14 protein-coding genes and 4 pseudogenes are annotated in these 15,662 nt (G+C 69.0%); 14 read left to right on the top strand and 4 right to left on the bottom strand.

From position 1 onward, the window contains the following. Positions 1 to 1,243 precede the first annotated feature (1,243 nt). The 8 genes and pseudogenes from ACWGH1_RS10045 to ACWGH1_RS10010 form a co-directional block, all read left to right on the top strand. Complete coding sequence (locus ACWGH1_RS10045) at positions 1,244 to 1,627, top strand: PadR family transcriptional regulator (protein WP_453408593.1); 384 nt, start codon at positions 1,244 to 1,246, stop codon at positions 1,625 to 1,627. After that, positions 1,624 to 2,499 (top strand): hypothetical protein, encoded by an 876-nt coding sequence (locus ACWGH1_RS10040; RefSeq protein WP_453357219.1) that lies wholly within the window; start codon positions 1,624 to 1,626, stop codon positions 2,497 to 2,499. Before ACWGH1_RS10045 ends, ACWGH1_RS10040 begins: the two co-directional genes overlap by 4 nt. A gap of 1,429 nt (positions 2,500 to 3,928) precedes the next feature. Continuing rightward, entirely contained in the window at positions 3,929 to 4,342 is a 414-nt protein-coding gene (locus ACWGH1_RS10035) for a hypothetical protein (protein ID WP_453408592.1), read from the top strand. Beyond that, a complete protein-coding gene (locus ACWGH1_RS10030; RefSeq protein ID WP_453354767.1) occupies positions 4,324 to 4,785 on the top strand; it encodes a hypothetical protein in 462 nt (153 codons plus the stop codon). Before ACWGH1_RS10035 ends, ACWGH1_RS10030 begins: the two co-directional genes overlap by 19 nt. A 16-nt stretch (positions 4,786 to 4,801) precedes the next feature. After that, complete coding sequence (locus ACWGH1_RS10025) at positions 4,802 to 5,386, top strand: hypothetical protein (RefSeq protein ID WP_453354768.1); 585 nt, start codon at positions 4,802 to 4,804, stop codon at positions 5,384 to 5,386. A gap of 18 nt (positions 5,387 to 5,404) precedes the next feature. Continuing rightward, entirely contained in the window at positions 5,405 to 5,980 is a 576-nt protein-coding gene (locus ACWGH1_RS10020) for a hypothetical protein (RefSeq protein WP_453354769.1), read from the top strand. Positions 5,981 to 5,992: 12 nt separating this feature from the next. Continuing rightward, positions 5,993 to 6,291: pseudogene (locus ACWGH1_RS10015) on the top strand (RNase A-like domain-containing protein). 12 nt (positions 6,292 to 6,303) lie between these two features. Then, positions 6,304 to 6,709: pseudogene (locus ACWGH1_RS10010) on the top strand (contact-dependent growth inhibition system immunity protein); the annotation flags it as partial. A gap of 125 nt (positions 6,710 to 6,834) precedes the next feature. Here ACWGH1_RS10010 and ACWGH1_RS10005 read toward each other — a convergent pair. After that, the gene (locus ACWGH1_RS10005) at positions 6,835 to 7,575 is read right to left on the bottom strand and encodes a MerR family transcriptional regulator (RefSeq protein WP_453354770.1); all 741 of its coding nucleotides are present in this window, start codon (positions 7,573 to 7,575) and stop codon (positions 6,835 to 6,837) included. Between the two features lie 75 nt (positions 7,576 to 7,650). On the opposite strand from ACWGH1_RS10005, the gene ACWGH1_RS10000 reads away from it, so the two are divergent. The 3 genes from ACWGH1_RS10000 to ACWGH1_RS09990 all read left to right on the top strand — a co-directional run bounded on the left by ACWGH1_RS10000 (position 7,651) and on the right by ACWGH1_RS09990 (position 10,488). Next, positions 7,651 to 8,667, top strand: a complete 1,017-nt coding sequence (locus ACWGH1_RS10000) for an ATP-binding cassette domain-containing protein (RefSeq protein WP_453354771.1) — start codon at positions 7,651 to 7,653, stop codon at positions 8,665 to 8,667. Further along, the gene (locus ACWGH1_RS09995) at positions 8,664 to 9,458 is read left to right on the top strand and encodes an ABC transporter permease (RefSeq protein WP_453354772.1); all 795 of its coding nucleotides are present in this window, start codon (positions 8,664 to 8,666) and stop codon (positions 9,456 to 9,458) included. Before ACWGH1_RS10000 ends, ACWGH1_RS09995 begins: the two co-directional genes overlap by 4 nt. Before the next feature lie 622 nt (positions 9,459 to 10,080). Continuing rightward, entirely contained in the window at positions 10,081 to 10,488 is a 408-nt protein-coding gene (locus ACWGH1_RS09990; protein ID WP_453354773.1) for a cofilin family protein, read from the top strand. A gap of 167 nt (positions 10,489 to 10,655) precedes the next feature. On the opposite strand, the gene ACWGH1_RS09985 is transcribed toward ACWGH1_RS09990, so the two are convergent. Then, a protein-coding gene (locus ACWGH1_RS09985; RefSeq protein ID WP_453408591.1) for an IS5 family transposase occupies positions 10,656 to 11,587 on the bottom strand; the annotation gives its coding sequence in 2 pieces (ribosomal slippage) (positions 10,656 to 11,219 and positions 11,222 to 11,587; 930 coding nt in all). Positions 11,588 to 11,985: 398 nt separating this feature from the next. Between ACWGH1_RS09985 and ACWGH1_RS09980 the strand changes: the two genes are divergently transcribed. Next, on the top strand, positions 11,986 to 12,177 hold the full coding sequence (locus ACWGH1_RS09980; protein WP_453355466.1) for a hypothetical protein: 192 nt from the start codon (positions 11,986 to 11,988) through the stop codon (positions 12,175 to 12,177). A gap of 104 nt (positions 12,178 to 12,281) precedes the next feature. Here the strand turns inward: ACWGH1_RS09980 and ACWGH1_RS09975 are convergent, their stop codons facing one another. After that, positions 12,282 to 13,202: a hypothetical protein gene (locus ACWGH1_RS09975; RefSeq protein ID WP_453355465.1), complete on the bottom strand. Its 921-nt coding sequence runs from the start codon at positions 13,200 to 13,202 to the stop codon at positions 12,282 to 12,284. Between the two features lie 140 nt (positions 13,203 to 13,342). On the opposite strand from ACWGH1_RS09975, the pseudogene ACWGH1_RS09970 reads away from it, so the two are divergent. Further along, positions 13,343 to 13,525: pseudogene (locus ACWGH1_RS09970) on the top strand (IS701 family transposase); the annotation flags it as partial. 195 nt (positions 13,526 to 13,720) lie between these two features. Further along, positions 13,721 to 14,129 (top strand): annotated as a pseudogene (locus ACWGH1_RS09965) (transposase); the annotation flags it as partial. 57 nt (positions 14,130 to 14,186) lie between these two features. Here ACWGH1_RS09965 and ACWGH1_RS09960 read toward each other — a convergent pair. Then, positions 14,187 to 15,374: a hypothetical protein gene (locus ACWGH1_RS09960; RefSeq protein ID WP_453355464.1), complete on the bottom strand. Its 1,188-nt coding sequence runs from the start codon at positions 15,372 to 15,374 to the stop codon at positions 14,187 to 14,189. Between the last annotated feature and the right edge of the window lie 288 nt (positions 15,375 to 15,662).

The following is a 15,662-nucleotide window of genomic DNA, read 5'->3' as shown; positions in this document are numbered from 1 at the left end:
CTGACCGTGGTCGACCCGGGGGCGACCCAGCAAGGGAAGGACATCGGACTCTGGCTCACCACCCAGCCGCGCGACTGGAGCCGGCTGGACGACGAGCAGCGCGAACGGCTCGGCGAACTCGGCGTGAAGAAGGCCGTACGGGCCCGAAGGACTACCGCGAAGACGGCCGTGACTCCGCCTCCGGGCGGGGTGCGGCGGCCTTCCAGGCGGGCGTTGAGGCCCTCGCGCAGACAGGATTGCGGGATGGGTGACGCCGCGTTCCTCCAACCAGCACGCGAAGGTCCCCACGAACAGGACGTGGCGTGGATAAGGCTGGCGCTGGCACATGATGTCCAGCTCGCTCCGCGCTCGTACCGAAAGCTCTGCGGCAGTTCCAGATTGATCTGATTCCAGGTCAGAAGCCGGAAGGACTCTCTGGTCGTTTTCGGGTATGTCTCCCAGTGAATCGTGGCCTGTGTGCGCTGAGGTTGCCGAGAAGCGGTGCCCGAGTCCACACCGGATCCGCGTATCGGCTGATTGGGCCGCCGGCTACGACGCGGTGCGGCGGGACCACTGGATCGTCGGGTCCGGGCACGTCCTCCCACGAGTGAGGCAGGGACACCAATCCAACAGGGAAGTGAGTACAGCGGGGCCACGGTGACGCCGCCGTGGTGCTTGTAGTCGATCTCCACCGATCTGGCCGGGGCAACCCAACCGAGCCTGACGTCCTGGTCGAAGTCAACGTGGCGGACGCCCAGGTGCCGTGCGGCCTGGTCGGGGCCGAGAGGGACGTGCCGGTCGAGCAGGGCCGGCGGGTCCCGGCGGCGCGCGAGGGCCGCCACCCGACGACCGGGCTGCGCCGGAAACATGATGAAAGATCCCGTTTACTGTCAAGAACCTTGCTTGGGGGGAGTTGGGAGCACCCCGCACAAGCCGCCTACGCGTACGCGAGGGCAAGAATCACCCATGCGGGGGGCTGCGAACCGGTGCCAGACAGGCGGAAGCGGGGGGCGCCTCCGCGGACCCCGCCACTCGCCGGACGGCCTACAGGTAGTCGGCCGGCTCCGCCGCGAAGGTGCCGCCATGCACGCCGCACAGCGGGGTGTCCGTCAGCCGGGACCGATCCACGCGGCCCCCGGGGCGCCGAACGGTGACCACGGCGCCCGGCTGCCGCGCAACGGGATGCGCGAGGTCGGAACCCAGGAGGAAAGGCGCCAGGCGATCCCGTACAGGTCGGCCATCGACATATGCCGACTACCGATCTATGGTGACGTGCGTGGACACCCGAGCCCTGCGCGAACCGACTCTCCTCATCCTCACCGCGATCGCCGACGCCCCGCGGCACGGGTACGCGATCGCCCAGGAGGTCGAGAAGATCTCGGAAGGCCGCATGAAGATGCGTACCGGAACGCTGTACGGGGCCCTCGAACGGCTCCTCGACCAGCAGCTCATCGCCGTCCACGAGGAAGAGGTGGTCGACGGCCGCAGGCGGCGCAGCTACGCGCTGGCGCCACAGGGGCGCGAGGTCCTGGCCGCCGAGGCGGCCCGGATCGCCCGCACCGCCCAGGAGGCTACCCGGCGCCTCGGACTCGGCGCGAAGGCTGCGCCCGGCCCGGTCGGCTTCGCGAAGGGGACGGTGACAGCGTGACCGCGCTGCTGAGGCTCTACCCGGCTGGGTTTCGCCGGGAGTTCGGCGACGAGATCGCCGTGGCCCACCGCGAGGCCACGCGCGGAGCGGGCCGGGCCGCCCGGATCCGGGAGGCCCTGGACGTCACCGGGCACGCCCTGCGCATGCGGCTCGGGGTCGGTTCGGCCCGGCGCTCCGGGCAGCTCCTCGCGGCGGTGGCCCCGTTCGCCATCGCGGCCGTCGGGGCGAGCGCGGTCTGGTGGACCGGGATGATGCTGCCTGCCGTTACAGCGCCCACCCTGCCTGCAGAACTCGCCGTCCCGTTCATCATGCTGGCGGCGACCCACTTCGTCATGGTGCTGGGCGCCGCGACCGCCCTGAGCGGCCACTGGACCGCAGGTGCCTGGACCGTGGCGGCGGGCTGCGCGGCGACCGGGGTCATCGACCTGTACAGGCTCGGCGGAGGTTTCGAGCCCACGTTCTTCGTAAGGACACCGCTGTTTCTCGCCGCACTGGCGGCCCTGTTCTGCCCGGCCGACATGCGCCCGCAGCCGCGCGTCCGTACGGCGGGCGGACTGGCCGCCGTACTGGTGTGGACGGCGTTCCTGACCGGCGTGCTGACCCTGGGCCCCCTGCCGGAGGCAGCCGACGCCCTCCGCTTCGCCGTACCGGCAGCAGCCGGACTGGTCCTAGCCGGACGCCCCGCGTTCGCCCGGCTGCGCACGGCACCCGCCGTCCTCCTCGCGGCCCTGCCCTTCACCGTACTCGGCATGGCCGCCTGGGGATGGGGCGTCTTCACCGGACCTGTCCTGTTCTGTCTTCTCCTTGCCGCCGCAACCGCGGTGAGCATCCGCCGACGCCGCAGCAGCAGACCCCCAGCCACCGACGCCTGACGGCGGGCGGGCGCCGTCCGCGCGGGGTTCGGTGACCACCGTCCCGGCCAGCGCACTGCCACCGGCCCGGCGCTGCCTGCCCGTCATCACCATCCGTCTCCCCCTTCCTCGCGGTTCTCCCCGGTCAGGCGCCGGGCCCAGTGCCGCCTCGCGTACGGCGTGCCGCGGGACTTCCTTTGAGGGCGGGCCCGGCCGGAGGCGGGGCGGGCTGCGGCCGGTATACGGCGCCCGGTACAAGGAGGCCACGGCAGCCGTGCCGCCCAGCACCGTCAGAGTGAAGTCCGCCTGCACCAGACCGAGGTGGTCCCCCCACCACGCGGCCGCGAGCAGAAGCGCCAGCCAGCAGCAGGCGCCGGGCAGCGATCCAGTCCCGGCCCGACAGCGCCCACCAGGCCGCCCGTACCCGGTCCGCGCCCGCCCGGACGCCCCGCCGACGGGTGCGGGAGTTCCCGCCGTCACCGCGTACGCCCCGCGGCCTTGGCCGGTGCGGCCTGCTGCCGGCGGGTGGGGACGGCGGCTTCCGTCGGGGCCTGCTGCCCGGGTGCCGCGGCGGCGGGCCTGGTGATGGACCGGGAGCGGGCCGCCTCCAGGGAGACCCGGGCGAGGCGGCCCACCGTGGTGGAGACGGGCCGTCCTTCCCGGAGGTGTTGTCACCGAGGCGGGCCAGGTGCGCGGCGAGAAGGCCGGTGCCGCCCTGATCGCGGATCTGGTCCATGCGGTGGGCTAGCAGGGGCCACTGGCGAGAGCCGACCAGGAGGCCCACCTGCGTCTCGGGCAGCACGTCCTTGACGACGCCCACGATCGCGGCGTGCGCGAGCCGGTTCACGCCGAGCTGTTCCAGCGCCTTCGCCCGGTCGCCGAGGTCCAGGTCCCGGGGCACACTCAATCCCTCGGTCAGCGGGCCCCAGGAGCGCTTCGCATCCGTACTCGCGGGCGGCTCCCACGGATCGACGGCCTCCCGCACCGGCGGCGGCGCAGCGGCAGGAGCGGGAGCGGTGCCCGGAGCAGCGGCGGGTGCGGGCACACGGGCGTCAGCCGGAGCCGAAGCCGGAGCGGTCGCGAGCGGGAGCTGTGGTCGCCGCCGGAGCGGGCGCGGGTGCTTGGGCCGCAGCCGCGGCGGCGACGGCCTGGTCGACGACCGCTCAGGTGGCGTGCGCGTCAAAGCGACGACCAACCCCGTCTGAACCGGCGCCACCACCGTTCTTTCCTGCCGCGCACGGCGGCGGCGTTGGACCACTTCACGGCCACGGCGGGACGTTGCGGGAGAGCGCGAGAGGGCAGCCGCCCTCTCGCCCCACAACCCGCAGCTGCGCATCTCAGGCCTGCCAAAATGACCGCAGAAAGACAGCGAAGGGCACGGGTCCCCAGGGGCGCTGATGCCTGCTGGAAGCGTCGTGCGAGGAGGAGTCCTACGGTGATCCGGATCTTGGTGCAGGAACCCCTCCCCCGACCAAAACGGATCAGGCCGGGACACTGGGTTGCCATTGACGGCGCGTACCAGCGTCTGGTCCGGGCGGTCGCATCTGAGGACTTTGCGCACGTCGTCGGGGCGGCCAAGGAGCTGACCGAGTCCGTCGCCCGGGTCACCACCGAAGCGAACGGCGACGTGTACGCAGACAACGCTCCGTACAGCGCGCTCCTCAGCGCGGCGCACGGGATCGTCGCTCACGCCGTCAAGCCGAACCTGGCACCGAACGACGTGCTGCGGGCGATACCTGACAACGCACGGAAGATGGCCACGCAGCTCGCGGAGATCCGCGACCGGTACGGCACCGGCCATGGTCGCGCCGACGTCCACGAGGTCACCGAGGAGGTTGCTGAGACGTGCGTACATGCTCCCTGATCTGGGTCCGCTGGGTGCTGGCACGGCACACCACGGTGCTGTTGGGCAACGTGACTCAGCTCGTCAGCGATCTCGAAGCGGAGACCTTCTTCGGCGGGCAACTCGCGAAGCGTCTGGACGCCGCCAACGTCCCCGGACTGAAGGAACCCGAGCAGCGGCGCCTCGGCGTCGCTGTCGGCCGGCGCACGGCCAAGGACGCGGGGACCGTGCGAATTGATGGCGTCCGCGCCTGCTCGACGAACGCGGAGCGGTGGCCCGACGCCTACCGGACGGGCGTCATCGAGAGGGGCTCTTCATCAACGGGGACAACCAGGCCGACGCGTACCCCGCAGCGAGCGCGGACTGCGCCGCCGAGCTCCTGCAGCACCACAGCGATGCGGCCGGTGTGCTCGCGGAACTGCATCGGCTTCTCGGAGCCGCCTCCTGGTCGTCTCTGCAAGTGAGAAAGGCCCTTCGAAATTGTCCATCGACCAGACGTCCTGGGAAGCGGCGGTACGGCACCTCTACGAGGACGCGTTCGCGTTCAGCGCCACCGGTCCGCGCAAGCACGAGGACTGGCGGACCGACGTGCTCGCCGTCATGGAACGCGCCGTCCCCGACCCGCGCGGCTGGGCCGGGCTCGATGACACCGCGAACGAGCGCACGACGGAAGTGCCCGCCTTCCCCTTCCGCCCGCCCCATGAGGCCAATCCCCAGCGTCGGCTCACGCCGGCCGACGTCGGGGAACGGTTGCACGAAATCGACCGTGCGAGCGCCGAGAACCTCCTCCTCGCACTCACCGACGGCGGCTGCACCCTGCGGAACCTCGAACGGTTCACCGAGAGCTTCGACGAGCTGCAGGCCCTGGCCCGCACCATCCTCGCCCGCTATGGGGACACGTTCACCTGCTACACCAATGTCACCGTCGGCGCGGGCAGGGACGGCACGCTGGACTTCGGGGCCTCCCACTGGGGCTATACCCCGATGACGTTCTACTGGGAGGACGCCGGCCTGGTCATCGTCTCCGACACCGAGGTCGGGCTGTTCTGGACATTCGACTGCTGAGCCCGAGAGGAGGAAACCGTGCCGACCCGATCCATCGATGCCGTCACCTGGGACGCCGCGCTGCTACGGCTCCTGGAGGACGTCTACACCCTCGCCAGGAGCGGCCCCCGGCTGCACGAGGGCTGGGCCGAGGACGTCCTCGCCGTCATGGAGCGGTCGGTCGCCGATCCACGGGGCTGGTCCGCCCGGGATTCGGAGACGTTCAAGGAGGGATGGGAGGGCGGTTACCCCTTCTACCCGTTCCTTGCGCTGACCGCCGAGAGTCTTCGCGCCGGGCTCCGGCCGATCACGGCCGGCGCCGCCGTCGAGCTGCTCGCCTCGCTCGCGCAGGAGTGGTTCTTCGAGGGCTCCCCGGTCCGGTCCCGGGAGGACCGGGACGCGGTGCTCGCGGACGCCCGGACCGTGCTGGACCGGTTCGGCCCCGATGCGGCGTTCTGGACCTCCTCCGATCTCGCCCGCACCTGCGACGCGCCCGACTTCCTGGCGCGGGACCTCGAAGGCGGTCACCCCTTCACCGACTTCATGATGGACCTCGGCCTGATCGCGGTGTCCGCGGACGAGGTCGGCGTCTTCTGGTCGTTCAACGCGAATTGAGACAATGATCCGATGCTGACCCGATCCGCCACCTACCCCGACCGGGAGGCCGCCCAGTGGGCCACCCAGCAGGTGGTGACCGCCAACGAGCAGGTCATCCACCGCTGGCTCGCCCAGGGGACGCGGGGTCGCCTCACCATCGAGGCCGCCTAGCCGTCCCGTGAGGAGCCCGTCGGCCGGGTACAGCTGGAGGCGATGCTGCTCGCCGGGCAGGAACCCGTCGACGTCCGCGCCGCCCGCGTCGTACTGCGCCGTGAGCCGCCAGCCCGTACGGGTTCGTCGTTCTGACCACCGTCCCGTTCTACCTGTAGAGGCAACCGACCGTGTTCCTGAAGCCCCTCGAACACGACCGGCGCTACGGCGAGCTCGATCAGGTGCTGCGCGCCTAGCTCGGCCAGCCCGCGAACGAGACGGCGGAGCGGCGCAGCCGCGCGCTGGACGCCTACCTGCGCCACACCTGGCACACCCGCCCCCGGGCCATCACGGAGGCGGAGCGCCAGCTGCGCGAGTACGGACGCCCCCCCGGGCGCATGCGGATCGACCTCGGCGAGTTCTACGCCGTCCCCGCTCGCCGACCACCTCAAGCAGAGCATCGAGGACGGTGAGGTGCCGGCGCCGGCGAACCCGCAGACGCACTGGGAGTGGCACGCACGGTTCCCGGAGACCGCGCAGCTGCTGGGCGTCGGCAACCCATCGGTATTTCGTGATCATTCGTGTCGGGTTCCGGATCGCCGACGCCGGTTGCGGGCGGTTGTGCTCGCGCTGGCGCTGCTGCCCGCATCGCTGCTTCCGGGACGGCGGCCCTGACGGCGGCGCGGGGGGGTGTGTTCAGGGTGACCAGGTGTGCCCCCGGGTCAGGTGGCCGTTGCCCGGCTGCGACACAGTTCGATCAACCGCTCCCAGGCGGGCACCGGCTTGCCGGTCTGCGCTGCCATCAGCGTGACGGCGACCAGGGCGTCGAGAGCCAGGATCGGCTCGGCGCCGTCCGAGCCCGGCGTACGGAGGCCGCCGAAGCCGTTCACCTCGTCCGCGAGCGCCTCCAGCCGCGGGTCGTTGCGGTCCCAGCCGGCGGCCTGGTCGGCGGTCAGGTACAGCCGCTGGAAGGCGGGGTCCTCGAACATCGCCTGCTTCTGCAGCGCCCACCCCGGCACCTGGTCGGGGTACTGCGCCACCAGCAGGATCCACGAGTCGCGCTCGGTCCGCACCGCCTCCGGACTGAGTCCGATCTCCTGGAGGCGGTCCAGCAGGACCACGACCTCCTGCGGCAGGAACAGCCGCTCGCCGGCAGACAGTTCGGCGATCCGGCTGCGGCGCCTCTTCAAGTCCCTGATCTGGTCCCTCAGATCGTCGTCGATCGCCGCGACCGAGGACGAGAACTGTGCGGGCGAGGCCCCCATCAGTTCCTCGATCCGTGCCAGCGGGACGCCCGCGTCCGACAGGGTCCTGATCCGCACCAGCGTGACGATCGCGTCTGCCCCATAGCGCCGGTACCCCGAGACATCACGCGCCGGCTCGGGCAGCAGACCCCTCTGGTGGTAGTGGCGGATGGCCCGCACTGTCACGCCCAGATAGGCCGCGACCTGACCGATGGTCAACAATAGTGCCCCCCGGAAAACCTTCGGAACAGACCGCTTGACCCTGACCCTGCGTCAGAGTCGGACGCTCTACCCATGAACACGACGACAACGTATCGACAGGCTACCGAAACCGCCTTCGCCCGGCCCGCCGCGATCACCGCGACCGGCCTGCGCAAGTCCTACGGCGACCAGCTCGTCCTGAACGGTCTCGACCTGACCGTCACCGCGGGCACGGTCTTCGCCCTACTCGGTCCGAACGGGGCCGGCAAGACCACCACGGTACAGATCCTCTCAACGCTGATCGAATCCGACGGCGGCCAGGCACAGGTGGTCGGCCGTGATCTGGCCCAGGATCCCGGCGGCGTGCGGGCCTCGATCGGGGTCACCGGCCAGTTCTCGGCCGTCGACGGCCTGCTGACCGGCCGGGAGAACCTGATCCTGATGGCGGACCTGCACCACCTGGGACGAGCCGAGGGCCGACGCCGGGCCGACGCCCTGCTGGAGCGGTTCGACCTGGTCGAGGCCGCGAAGAAGCCCATCTCGACCTACTCCGGCGGTATGCGCCGCCGGCTCGATCTGGCGATGACCCTGATCGCCAACCCGCGCCTGATCTTTCTCGACGAGCCGACCACGGGCCTGGACCCGCGCAGCCGCCGCGACCTGTGGGAAATCATCCGCGCTCTGGTCGCCGACGGGGTCACGATCTTCCTGACGACGCAGTACCTGGAAGAGGCCGACCAACTCGCGGACCGGATTGCCGTGCTGGACCAGGGCAGGCTGGTGGCCGAAGGGACCGCGGCCGAACTCAAGCGCCTGATCACCGGCGGCCACATCCGGCTGCGCTTCGCCGACGCGCCGCGCCTGGAGGCGGCCGCCCGGATCCTCGACGTGACCTCACGCGACGACGACGCGCTGACCCTGCAGATCCCGAGCGACGGCGGGGTTGCGTCCCTGCAGTCCCTTCTCGACCGGCTCAAGGCCGAAGCCGTCAACGTCGAGGAGCTCTCCGTGCATACCCCGGACCTGGACGACGTCTTCCTCGCCCTGACCGGCAACCGCAGCAACCCCGCCGCCGACGCCCGCGCCATCGGCAAGGAGATCTCCGCATGAGCACCAAGACCTACGCCCTGACCGACACGGCCACGATGCTGCGGCGCAATCTGCGTCACACACTGCGCTATCCCGCCATGACGACCGGGTCCGTCTTCGGCCCGGTGATCATGCTGTTGCTCTTCGTCGGAGTCCTCGGCAAGACGCTGGGCGCCGGGATCGCCGCGGCGGGCGGGCACCACGGGGGCGGGTACATCGACTACATCGCGCCCGGCATCATCATCACGGCGGTGGCATCGGGCAGCATGGCCACCGCGGTGGCGGTCTGTGCGGACATGACCGAGGGCATCGTCGACCGGTTTCGCACCATGCCGATCGCCCGAGGCTCAATCCTGACCGCACACGTGATCAACAGCGCGCTCACCACCGTGGTGAGCACGGCGTCGGTGATCGCCGCCGCACTGCTCCTGGGCTTCCGGCCCACCGCCCATCTCGCCGCCTGGGCCGCCGCGGCCGGACTGCTCCTGCTGCTGACCTTCGCCCTGACTTGGCTCGCAGTGGCGATCGGGCTGGTCTCGGGAACGCCCGAGGCGGCCAGCAACAGCCCGCTGCCGATCATCTTCCTCCCGTTCATCGGCAGTGCCTTCGCCCCCGCCGGCTCGATGCCGCCCGGCGTCCGCCAGTTCGCCCAGTACCAGCCCTTCACCCCCGTCATCGAAACGATCCGAGGCCTGCTTACCGGCACCCCGATCGGCCACAACGGCATCCTCGCGATCGCCTGGTGCACCGTCATCGCCCTCGGCGGCTACCTCTGGGCCCGCACCGGGTTCAACCAGAACCGCGCCCGCTAGGACGAGCGTGGCTCAGCCCACGCCAGGACGTGACGGGACCCCCACGTCGCGGCGAACGTGACACCCTCCCACGGGTGTCCGGGATCGCCGGCCGTCAGGTGCTCCGCGACCAGGCGGGCCGCCTCCGTGCGCAGCGGGACGGTGCGGCCGACCGCCCGCAGCCGGCCCGTGTGGTCGTGGCGGCCGAGGCCCGCAACGGGGTGGGCGCCAGCCCCTTGCGCGGGGCGTGCAGGGCCGGCGGGTGCAGTACGGGGGATGAGCGGTGTCTGTGCTACCGCCTGATCTTCCGCGTCTGCGGACGCTGGTCACCTACCTGCGCGGGGAGCTCGGCCGTGCGGAACGGGCGCTGAACGCGGCCGAGGAAGCCGAGGAAGCCGCCGCGCGGCGACGGCCACCGGCGGAGCCGCCCGCGTGGCTGGTCGAGCGCGAGATCGGCGCCGGCCGGCCGCCGGGTCGCGTCCACGTCGGGCCACCCGCGCCGGACCGGCGCCTCGTGGCCGCTTTTCCGCATCGCCTGTCAGTCCCCCCGCCCGACAGGTCGTGCGAGCCCGCGCACCGCAACCCGGGCGGGGCCCGCACCGTTGAAACTGGGGTAGCGGCCACGAAATGAGGCGAGAGTTCTATGAGCAGTCGTGTGTTCCTCTCCGCAGGGGCCATCGAGGCCCTCCGGCACATGAAGGAGACGCGGGAGATCAACACGGTGGTATTGCGCCGTGCGGATGTTGCAGGCGCCCTGGTGGTGGAGGTGGAGGCCAACTTGACCCACGAGGAGCTGCTCCAGGCCCTGCCTATCGGGGAGCCGCGTCTGGTCGTCCACGAGCTGTCCTTTGCCTCCCGGGAGGGCGCACGCAGACACGAACAGCTGTTGATCCTTTGGCTGCCGACTGCTGCTGGCGGCGGCGGTCAGATGGAAAGCTACGCGGCGGCCTATGCCTCCCTCAAGAACTGCCTTGGCGATGCCCGCGTCCACCTGACCGCTGAACACACGGACCAGTTGGAGTACCGGAAGCTCGTCGCCCTGGTCGGCTGAGGCTGCACGGGGACGGCGGCGCAGAACAGCGCCACCTGGGACGAGGCCGCGGGCCGCCCACTGCGCGGAGCGAGCCCGGACCGGGCGCTGGGAGCTCCACTGGCCTCAGGGGGAGCAGGTACAGCAGGCGTTCCACCGCCTGGCAGCCCTAGGCGATGTTTCTCGGATCATGTCCGGAGCCAGATCATGAGGGCTGCGAGGGTGACGGTGCCGAGGTAGATGTAGGCGCGTTTCTCGTAGCGGGTGGCGACGGCGCGGAAGCCTTTCAGCCGATTGATGGCCCGTTCGACAGTGTTGCGTTTCTTGTAGATCTCGCTGTCGAAGCCGGTCGGCCGGCGGCCTCGGGATCCTCGCTTCTTCCGGTGGTTTTGCTGGTCGCGGCGTTCGGGAATGGTGTGGGCGATGCCGCGTCGTCGCAGGTAGCAGCGGTTCGTGCGGGACGTGTAGGCCTTGTCCGCCAGGACACGATCGGGTCGCGTGTGAGGTCGTCCGGCCCCGGTGCGGGAGACCGAGATCTGGCTGAGGACGTACTCGAGTTGGGGTCCGTCGCCGTGGTGTCCGGGTGTCAGGACGAGGGCGAGGGGCTGGCATCGTCCGTCGGCCGCGAGATGGATTTTGGTGGTGAATCCTCCGCGGGAGCGTCCCAGGCACTCGCCGAGCTGACCACCTCCTCCAGCCGGACGACCAGTTTCCGCAACACCGGGTCGACCTGGTTTGTCCCCCGGACGGCCCCCCTTTGAGGCAGCGCGGGAGGAGGTGCTGTCCTCGCGCCGGCGGCATGCTGGTGGGCCCGCACTACGGTCGAGTCCACCGACACGTCCCAGTCGATCTGGCCCGCGGCGTCTTCGGCGGCCTGGATCCGTGACAGCAGCATCTTCCACGTTCCATCAGCCGACCAGCGGCGATGCCGCTTATAGACGGTCTCCCACGGCCCGAACCGCTCCGGTAAGTCCCGCCACTGAACACCCGTCCGGACTCGGTAGAGGACCCCGTTGATCACCCGACGGCGATCACTCCACCGGCCCCCACGCGCACCACCAGGAGGCAAGAACGACTCCAGGCGATCCCACTCCGCATTCGTTAAATCCCCGCGACCCATACAGCCAGCCTGACGCCAACACGCCCCCGACGTCAGGAGATCCGAGAAACATCGCCTAGGCGCGTGAGGTCGGCAACCAGCGGTCCCGCGCAGCGATGCTGACGCCCGAAGGAGTAGGGCAACCCTCAGCCATCGCCATGCGGTGGGCCTAACCGAACCGGAGAACGCCTATGGGTTGAAGCCGCCCGGTCACCTCTCGCCCACCGGGCCACCGTTGGGGCAATTTCGAACCTTTGTAGGCGTAATCTTGATGGCAGGGCACGGCGGTATGCCATACACGCCGCGATACCCCTCGGGGGCATCGTAGGAAGCGCTGGGTCAAGACGAAACTCATCAGCCTCTTCCCGAAGCAGTTCACCGACCGCCCGTGGGCCCGCTACGTCAAGCAGGGCCGCGACATGGTCGAGGAAGATACCTCAATCCAGTTCCGGCTGGGCGATCCGACACTGAAGATGATCAAGCCCAAGGGGCGTGGGATAAACCATGGTGTCTTCCTGGTGCTGGACCGTTTCGCGGATGAAATCGGCAGCGCCGCCAGAACCGACACCCTGTGCACGGAGTCCGCAGTGACTGCCCAGCCCATCACGTGACTGGTACCGCGGTCCTCGAACCACGTCACACACACCTTCGACAGGCTCTTGTCGGGCATCGGGGCCGTTAAGGGAGCCTCTCCGGCACTGCGTCGACGGCCACCTCAGCGGGATGCCTTGCGGCGCAGGCGCAGCCACGCCCAGGTTCCGACGCCAGCCGCGGCCAAGGCGGCAGCGGCCCCGAGGAACCAGTGGCCTGGAGATGCCGCTTCGCCGGCCTGGGGGCTGGGCACGGGATCATGGCAGTCGGCGAGGGGTGCGGTGACCCGGTAGCGGGCCCACTCCTTGGCGGGTTTGCCCTTCTCGTTCCAGTGCACGACGTAGACGCCGGGTTGGGCGTCGCACCGGATCCGGACCGTGGCGCTCACATGCTTGTCTCCGTGCATCACCACCGGCCGCGTGAACCCCGGGGACGACAGCTCGACCATGCCGTCGTTGCCCATCTCCAGCCCGTCCTCGGCATGGAGATCCCCGCCGGCCGGCACGGAGCGCACGTCCCAGGGCGACGCCGGCCATTCTATGCCTGCGGGGTAGCGCTCTTCCATGGACTCTGGCGGCCGCGCAGCCACCTGCCGCGCGCACTCCGCCCGATCCGCCGCATCGGCCGGCGCCACCCGTATCCGGCCCCACAACCGGTCGATCTTGGAGGCGTTCTCGTCGCCGAGAGGCGAGCCGAACCGCACCTCATAGGAACCCGGCTCGGTGGCGCAGGAAACTGTCGCCACCGCCTTGAGGAGGAGATCGTCCATCCGGAAGGTGCCATCGGCGGCGAAGGCCGGCGAGGTCACCCGGACGTCGCTGAACGCGTCCCCGGACCTCATAGCCTCGGTCGTCACGATGACCCGCTCCCCCAGCCGGACGGACAACTCCGCACTGCTGGGCAGCGGCCGGGGCGGGTCCTCGGCCGATGCCGCTAACGCGCTACCCGCTCCTGTCGCCAACAGCAACGCCAGCACTCCGACGGCACCGATCCTCGTCGTTTCTATCCACATTTGAACTCTTTTCCTTTCGTTGACGATCTCCAAGCCCCTGCATACTCTGCCTACTCGTCGAACTGACGCGTCATGACGGCTTTTTGCGCTGCGTCATCATCCCGCTCAGGTAGCAGTCCCTTGTCCGCGACCGGGTCCGGACGCTGATGCGGGAGGACGAAAGCGCCACCAAGGCGGTCGAGGAATGCTTCCAGACCGCGAAACAGGAGTGCGGCCTGGACGACTACCAGGTCCGCCGCTACGACGGCTGGCACCGCCACATGACCCTGGCCATCGCCGCCCACGCCTGCCTCACCGTCCTACGGGCCCGCGAACTCGACACCGGGAAAGCAGAAACGGATCCTCCCAGCTCATAGCCCTGAGCCTGCCCGAAATCCGACGCCTGATCAGCCGGCTCACCAGGCCCCGCTCGAGCGTCGACCACGTCCTGCACTGGTCACGCTGGCGCCGGCGACGACTTTTAGGCACGTGTCAGCCACTACAAACGCCGTGGCCACACACCACCAGAAACTGCCCAACCGTCAAGGCAAGCACCGTTGCAGTACTAAGACGACGGCGACCGGCGCGGGCGCAAGAGCTTCGCCTGGACCGACTACCGCGACCTGCTGATCGCGGCCCACCAGTAGCTCGGCGGCCCGATAGTTCTCGTCTGGGACAACGTGAACACCCATCTGACGCCGGGAATGCGGAAGTTCACAGCCGAGCGGGACTGGCTGCACGTCTACCAGCTACCGGCCTACTACACCGGACCTCAACCCGGTCGAAGGCATCTGGTCGCTCCTGCGACGACGTCCTCTGGCGAACACCGCCTTCGCCGATGCAGACCATCTCACCCGGACCCTCCGGACGGGATTACGCACGATCCAGTACCGCAGTGACCTCATCGACGGGTGCCTCACCGAAACCGGCCTGATCCGCACCAGAGCATACTCAGCGATACCATGCTTTAAAGCTCAGTAGGACCCGGGGGCCGGGGGCACTGTGTTCGTATCCCACAGGATGCACACCCTGAACGCGCTATACCAATGACCCTGGAAAGTCGATACGAAAGGCGCGCCCTCGCACGGCGAAGTCCGATGTGTCCCCGTCGCCACGACTGTCGTCCGCCCAAGTGACAAAGGCATGCTCCGAGCTGCCGTCGACAGCGGTCGCGGCACAGACCTGGAATCGATCACCAATCGATGCCGTGCTGACCTGGACCTTTTCACCGAGCGTGCCCTGACTGTCGGAACAGACCTGTGCCATTACAGCAGGGACCGTGTCGACGGTGGTCGCGCTCTTCTCCACCCAGGAGAGCAGGAAGCGCCCGCCCGTCAGCGGCGCGACAGCCGGCCACGAGCGGTTGAAGTCTCGTGGAGGGCCCACGCTCACACTGGTCCTCTCCGTACCGTCCGCCTCGAAGATATTGGCCACGACAGTGCTCTGCTGGACCCCGAGACCGCTTAATGTGGTCGCGTTGATGCTCGCGACGACAAATCCTCCGTTGTCGAGAAGGGTCATTGAATTGGCACCCGGGAACAACCCACCAACGTGGGTCAAGATTATCTCGTCTCCCTGGGGAGATCCATCCAAGTCGAAGACTCTGAAGGTGAGTCGACCTCCTTCGACCCCCGAGGGGTCGTCGGTCCAGGCAATGACGTACCGCCCATCGTCCAGCACCGTGGCGACAGGGCGCCGATGGAACCCTTCGGTGACGTTGGCAGTGAACTCGGGGCCAGCCTTGCTGCCCTCATCATTGAAGCGTTGGGCACGAATACGCTGATCCTGACGGGAGTCCGCCCAGGTGACGACGAACCCACCATCGATCATATTGGTGACGGACGGCCGATTCTCCGGGTCGATATCGGTGGTACTCACCTGGATCTCCGGCCCTGCCTTCTGGCCGTTCAGAAACCTCTGCAGTTTCACCTGAGGAAAGGGTGGGGGCACGTTGAAGGGCTCTTCGATCCACACTGCGACCTCACTCAAACCTGCGGGGCCGGCCGTCGGCCACTGCCGGTTCGTGTTGCTGTCCTCAGGAGTTGACGTGCTGACCTCGAACTCGCCACCGCTCTGCGCTCCGCTTGGCCTAAATCTCTGACCCTTGATGCTGGAATCGCTCCTGTCCGCCCAGACGACCATGAAATTTGAATCGCGCAATGAGACGACTGCCGGCTGGAACTGAAGACCAGATGTCGTCGTATTGACCAGAAACTCGTTGCCCATGTCTGATCTCCATCTCCGACATCTCGCTTGGAAGGAAGGTGCGAGGACAGCGGCCATGTAAATCGTGACATGAACGGGACGCCCTTGCATCCAGAGCGGGCGCTCTAGCGCTCAGGAAACGGGGCGGAGAATTTTAGCGACGTCGGGGAAACCCAGGTCCTCCGCGTGCTTATGTGCCTCAAGCAGCAAGTTGTTCATCTCTCGCTGTCCTGCGCATCGCTGCGGCAAGTACCGCTAGGTCGGCTTAGTCGGCGAGAGCATCTCATCTGCCGGATCAACGATGTGCGC

The sequence above is a fragment of the Streptomyces sp. NPDC054883 genome (assembly GCF_053610645.1).
The sequence above is the reverse complement of the archived record's forward strand: the minus strand, read 5'-3'. Positions and strand labels throughout refer to the sequence as shown.

Excerpts from the sequence above, each read along its gene's own strand:
- ACWGH1_RS09960 (WP_453355464.1), bottom strand. The coding sequence starts at position 15,374 with ATGGGCAACGAGTTTCTGGTCAATACGACGACATCTGGTCTTCAGTTC.
- ACWGH1_RS10000 (WP_453354771.1), top strand. The coding sequence starts at position 7,651 with ATGAACACGACGACAACGTATCGACAGGCTACCGAAACCGCCTTCGCC.
- ACWGH1_RS09990 (WP_453354773.1), top strand. The coding sequence starts at position 10,081 with ATGAGCAGTCGTGTGTTCCTCTCCGCAGGGGCCATCGAGGCCCTCCGG.
- ACWGH1_RS10045 (WP_453408593.1), top strand. The coding sequence starts at position 1,244 with ATGGTGACGTGCGTGGACACCCGAGCCCTGCGCGAACCGACTCTCCTC.
- ACWGH1_RS09995 (WP_453354772.1), top strand. The coding sequence starts at position 8,664 with ATGAGCACCAAGACCTACGCCCTGACCGACACGGCCACGATGCTGCGG.
- ACWGH1_RS09980 (WP_453355466.1), top strand. The coding sequence starts at position 11,986 with ATGGTCGAGGAAGATACCTCAATCCAGTTCCGGCTGGGCGATCCGACA.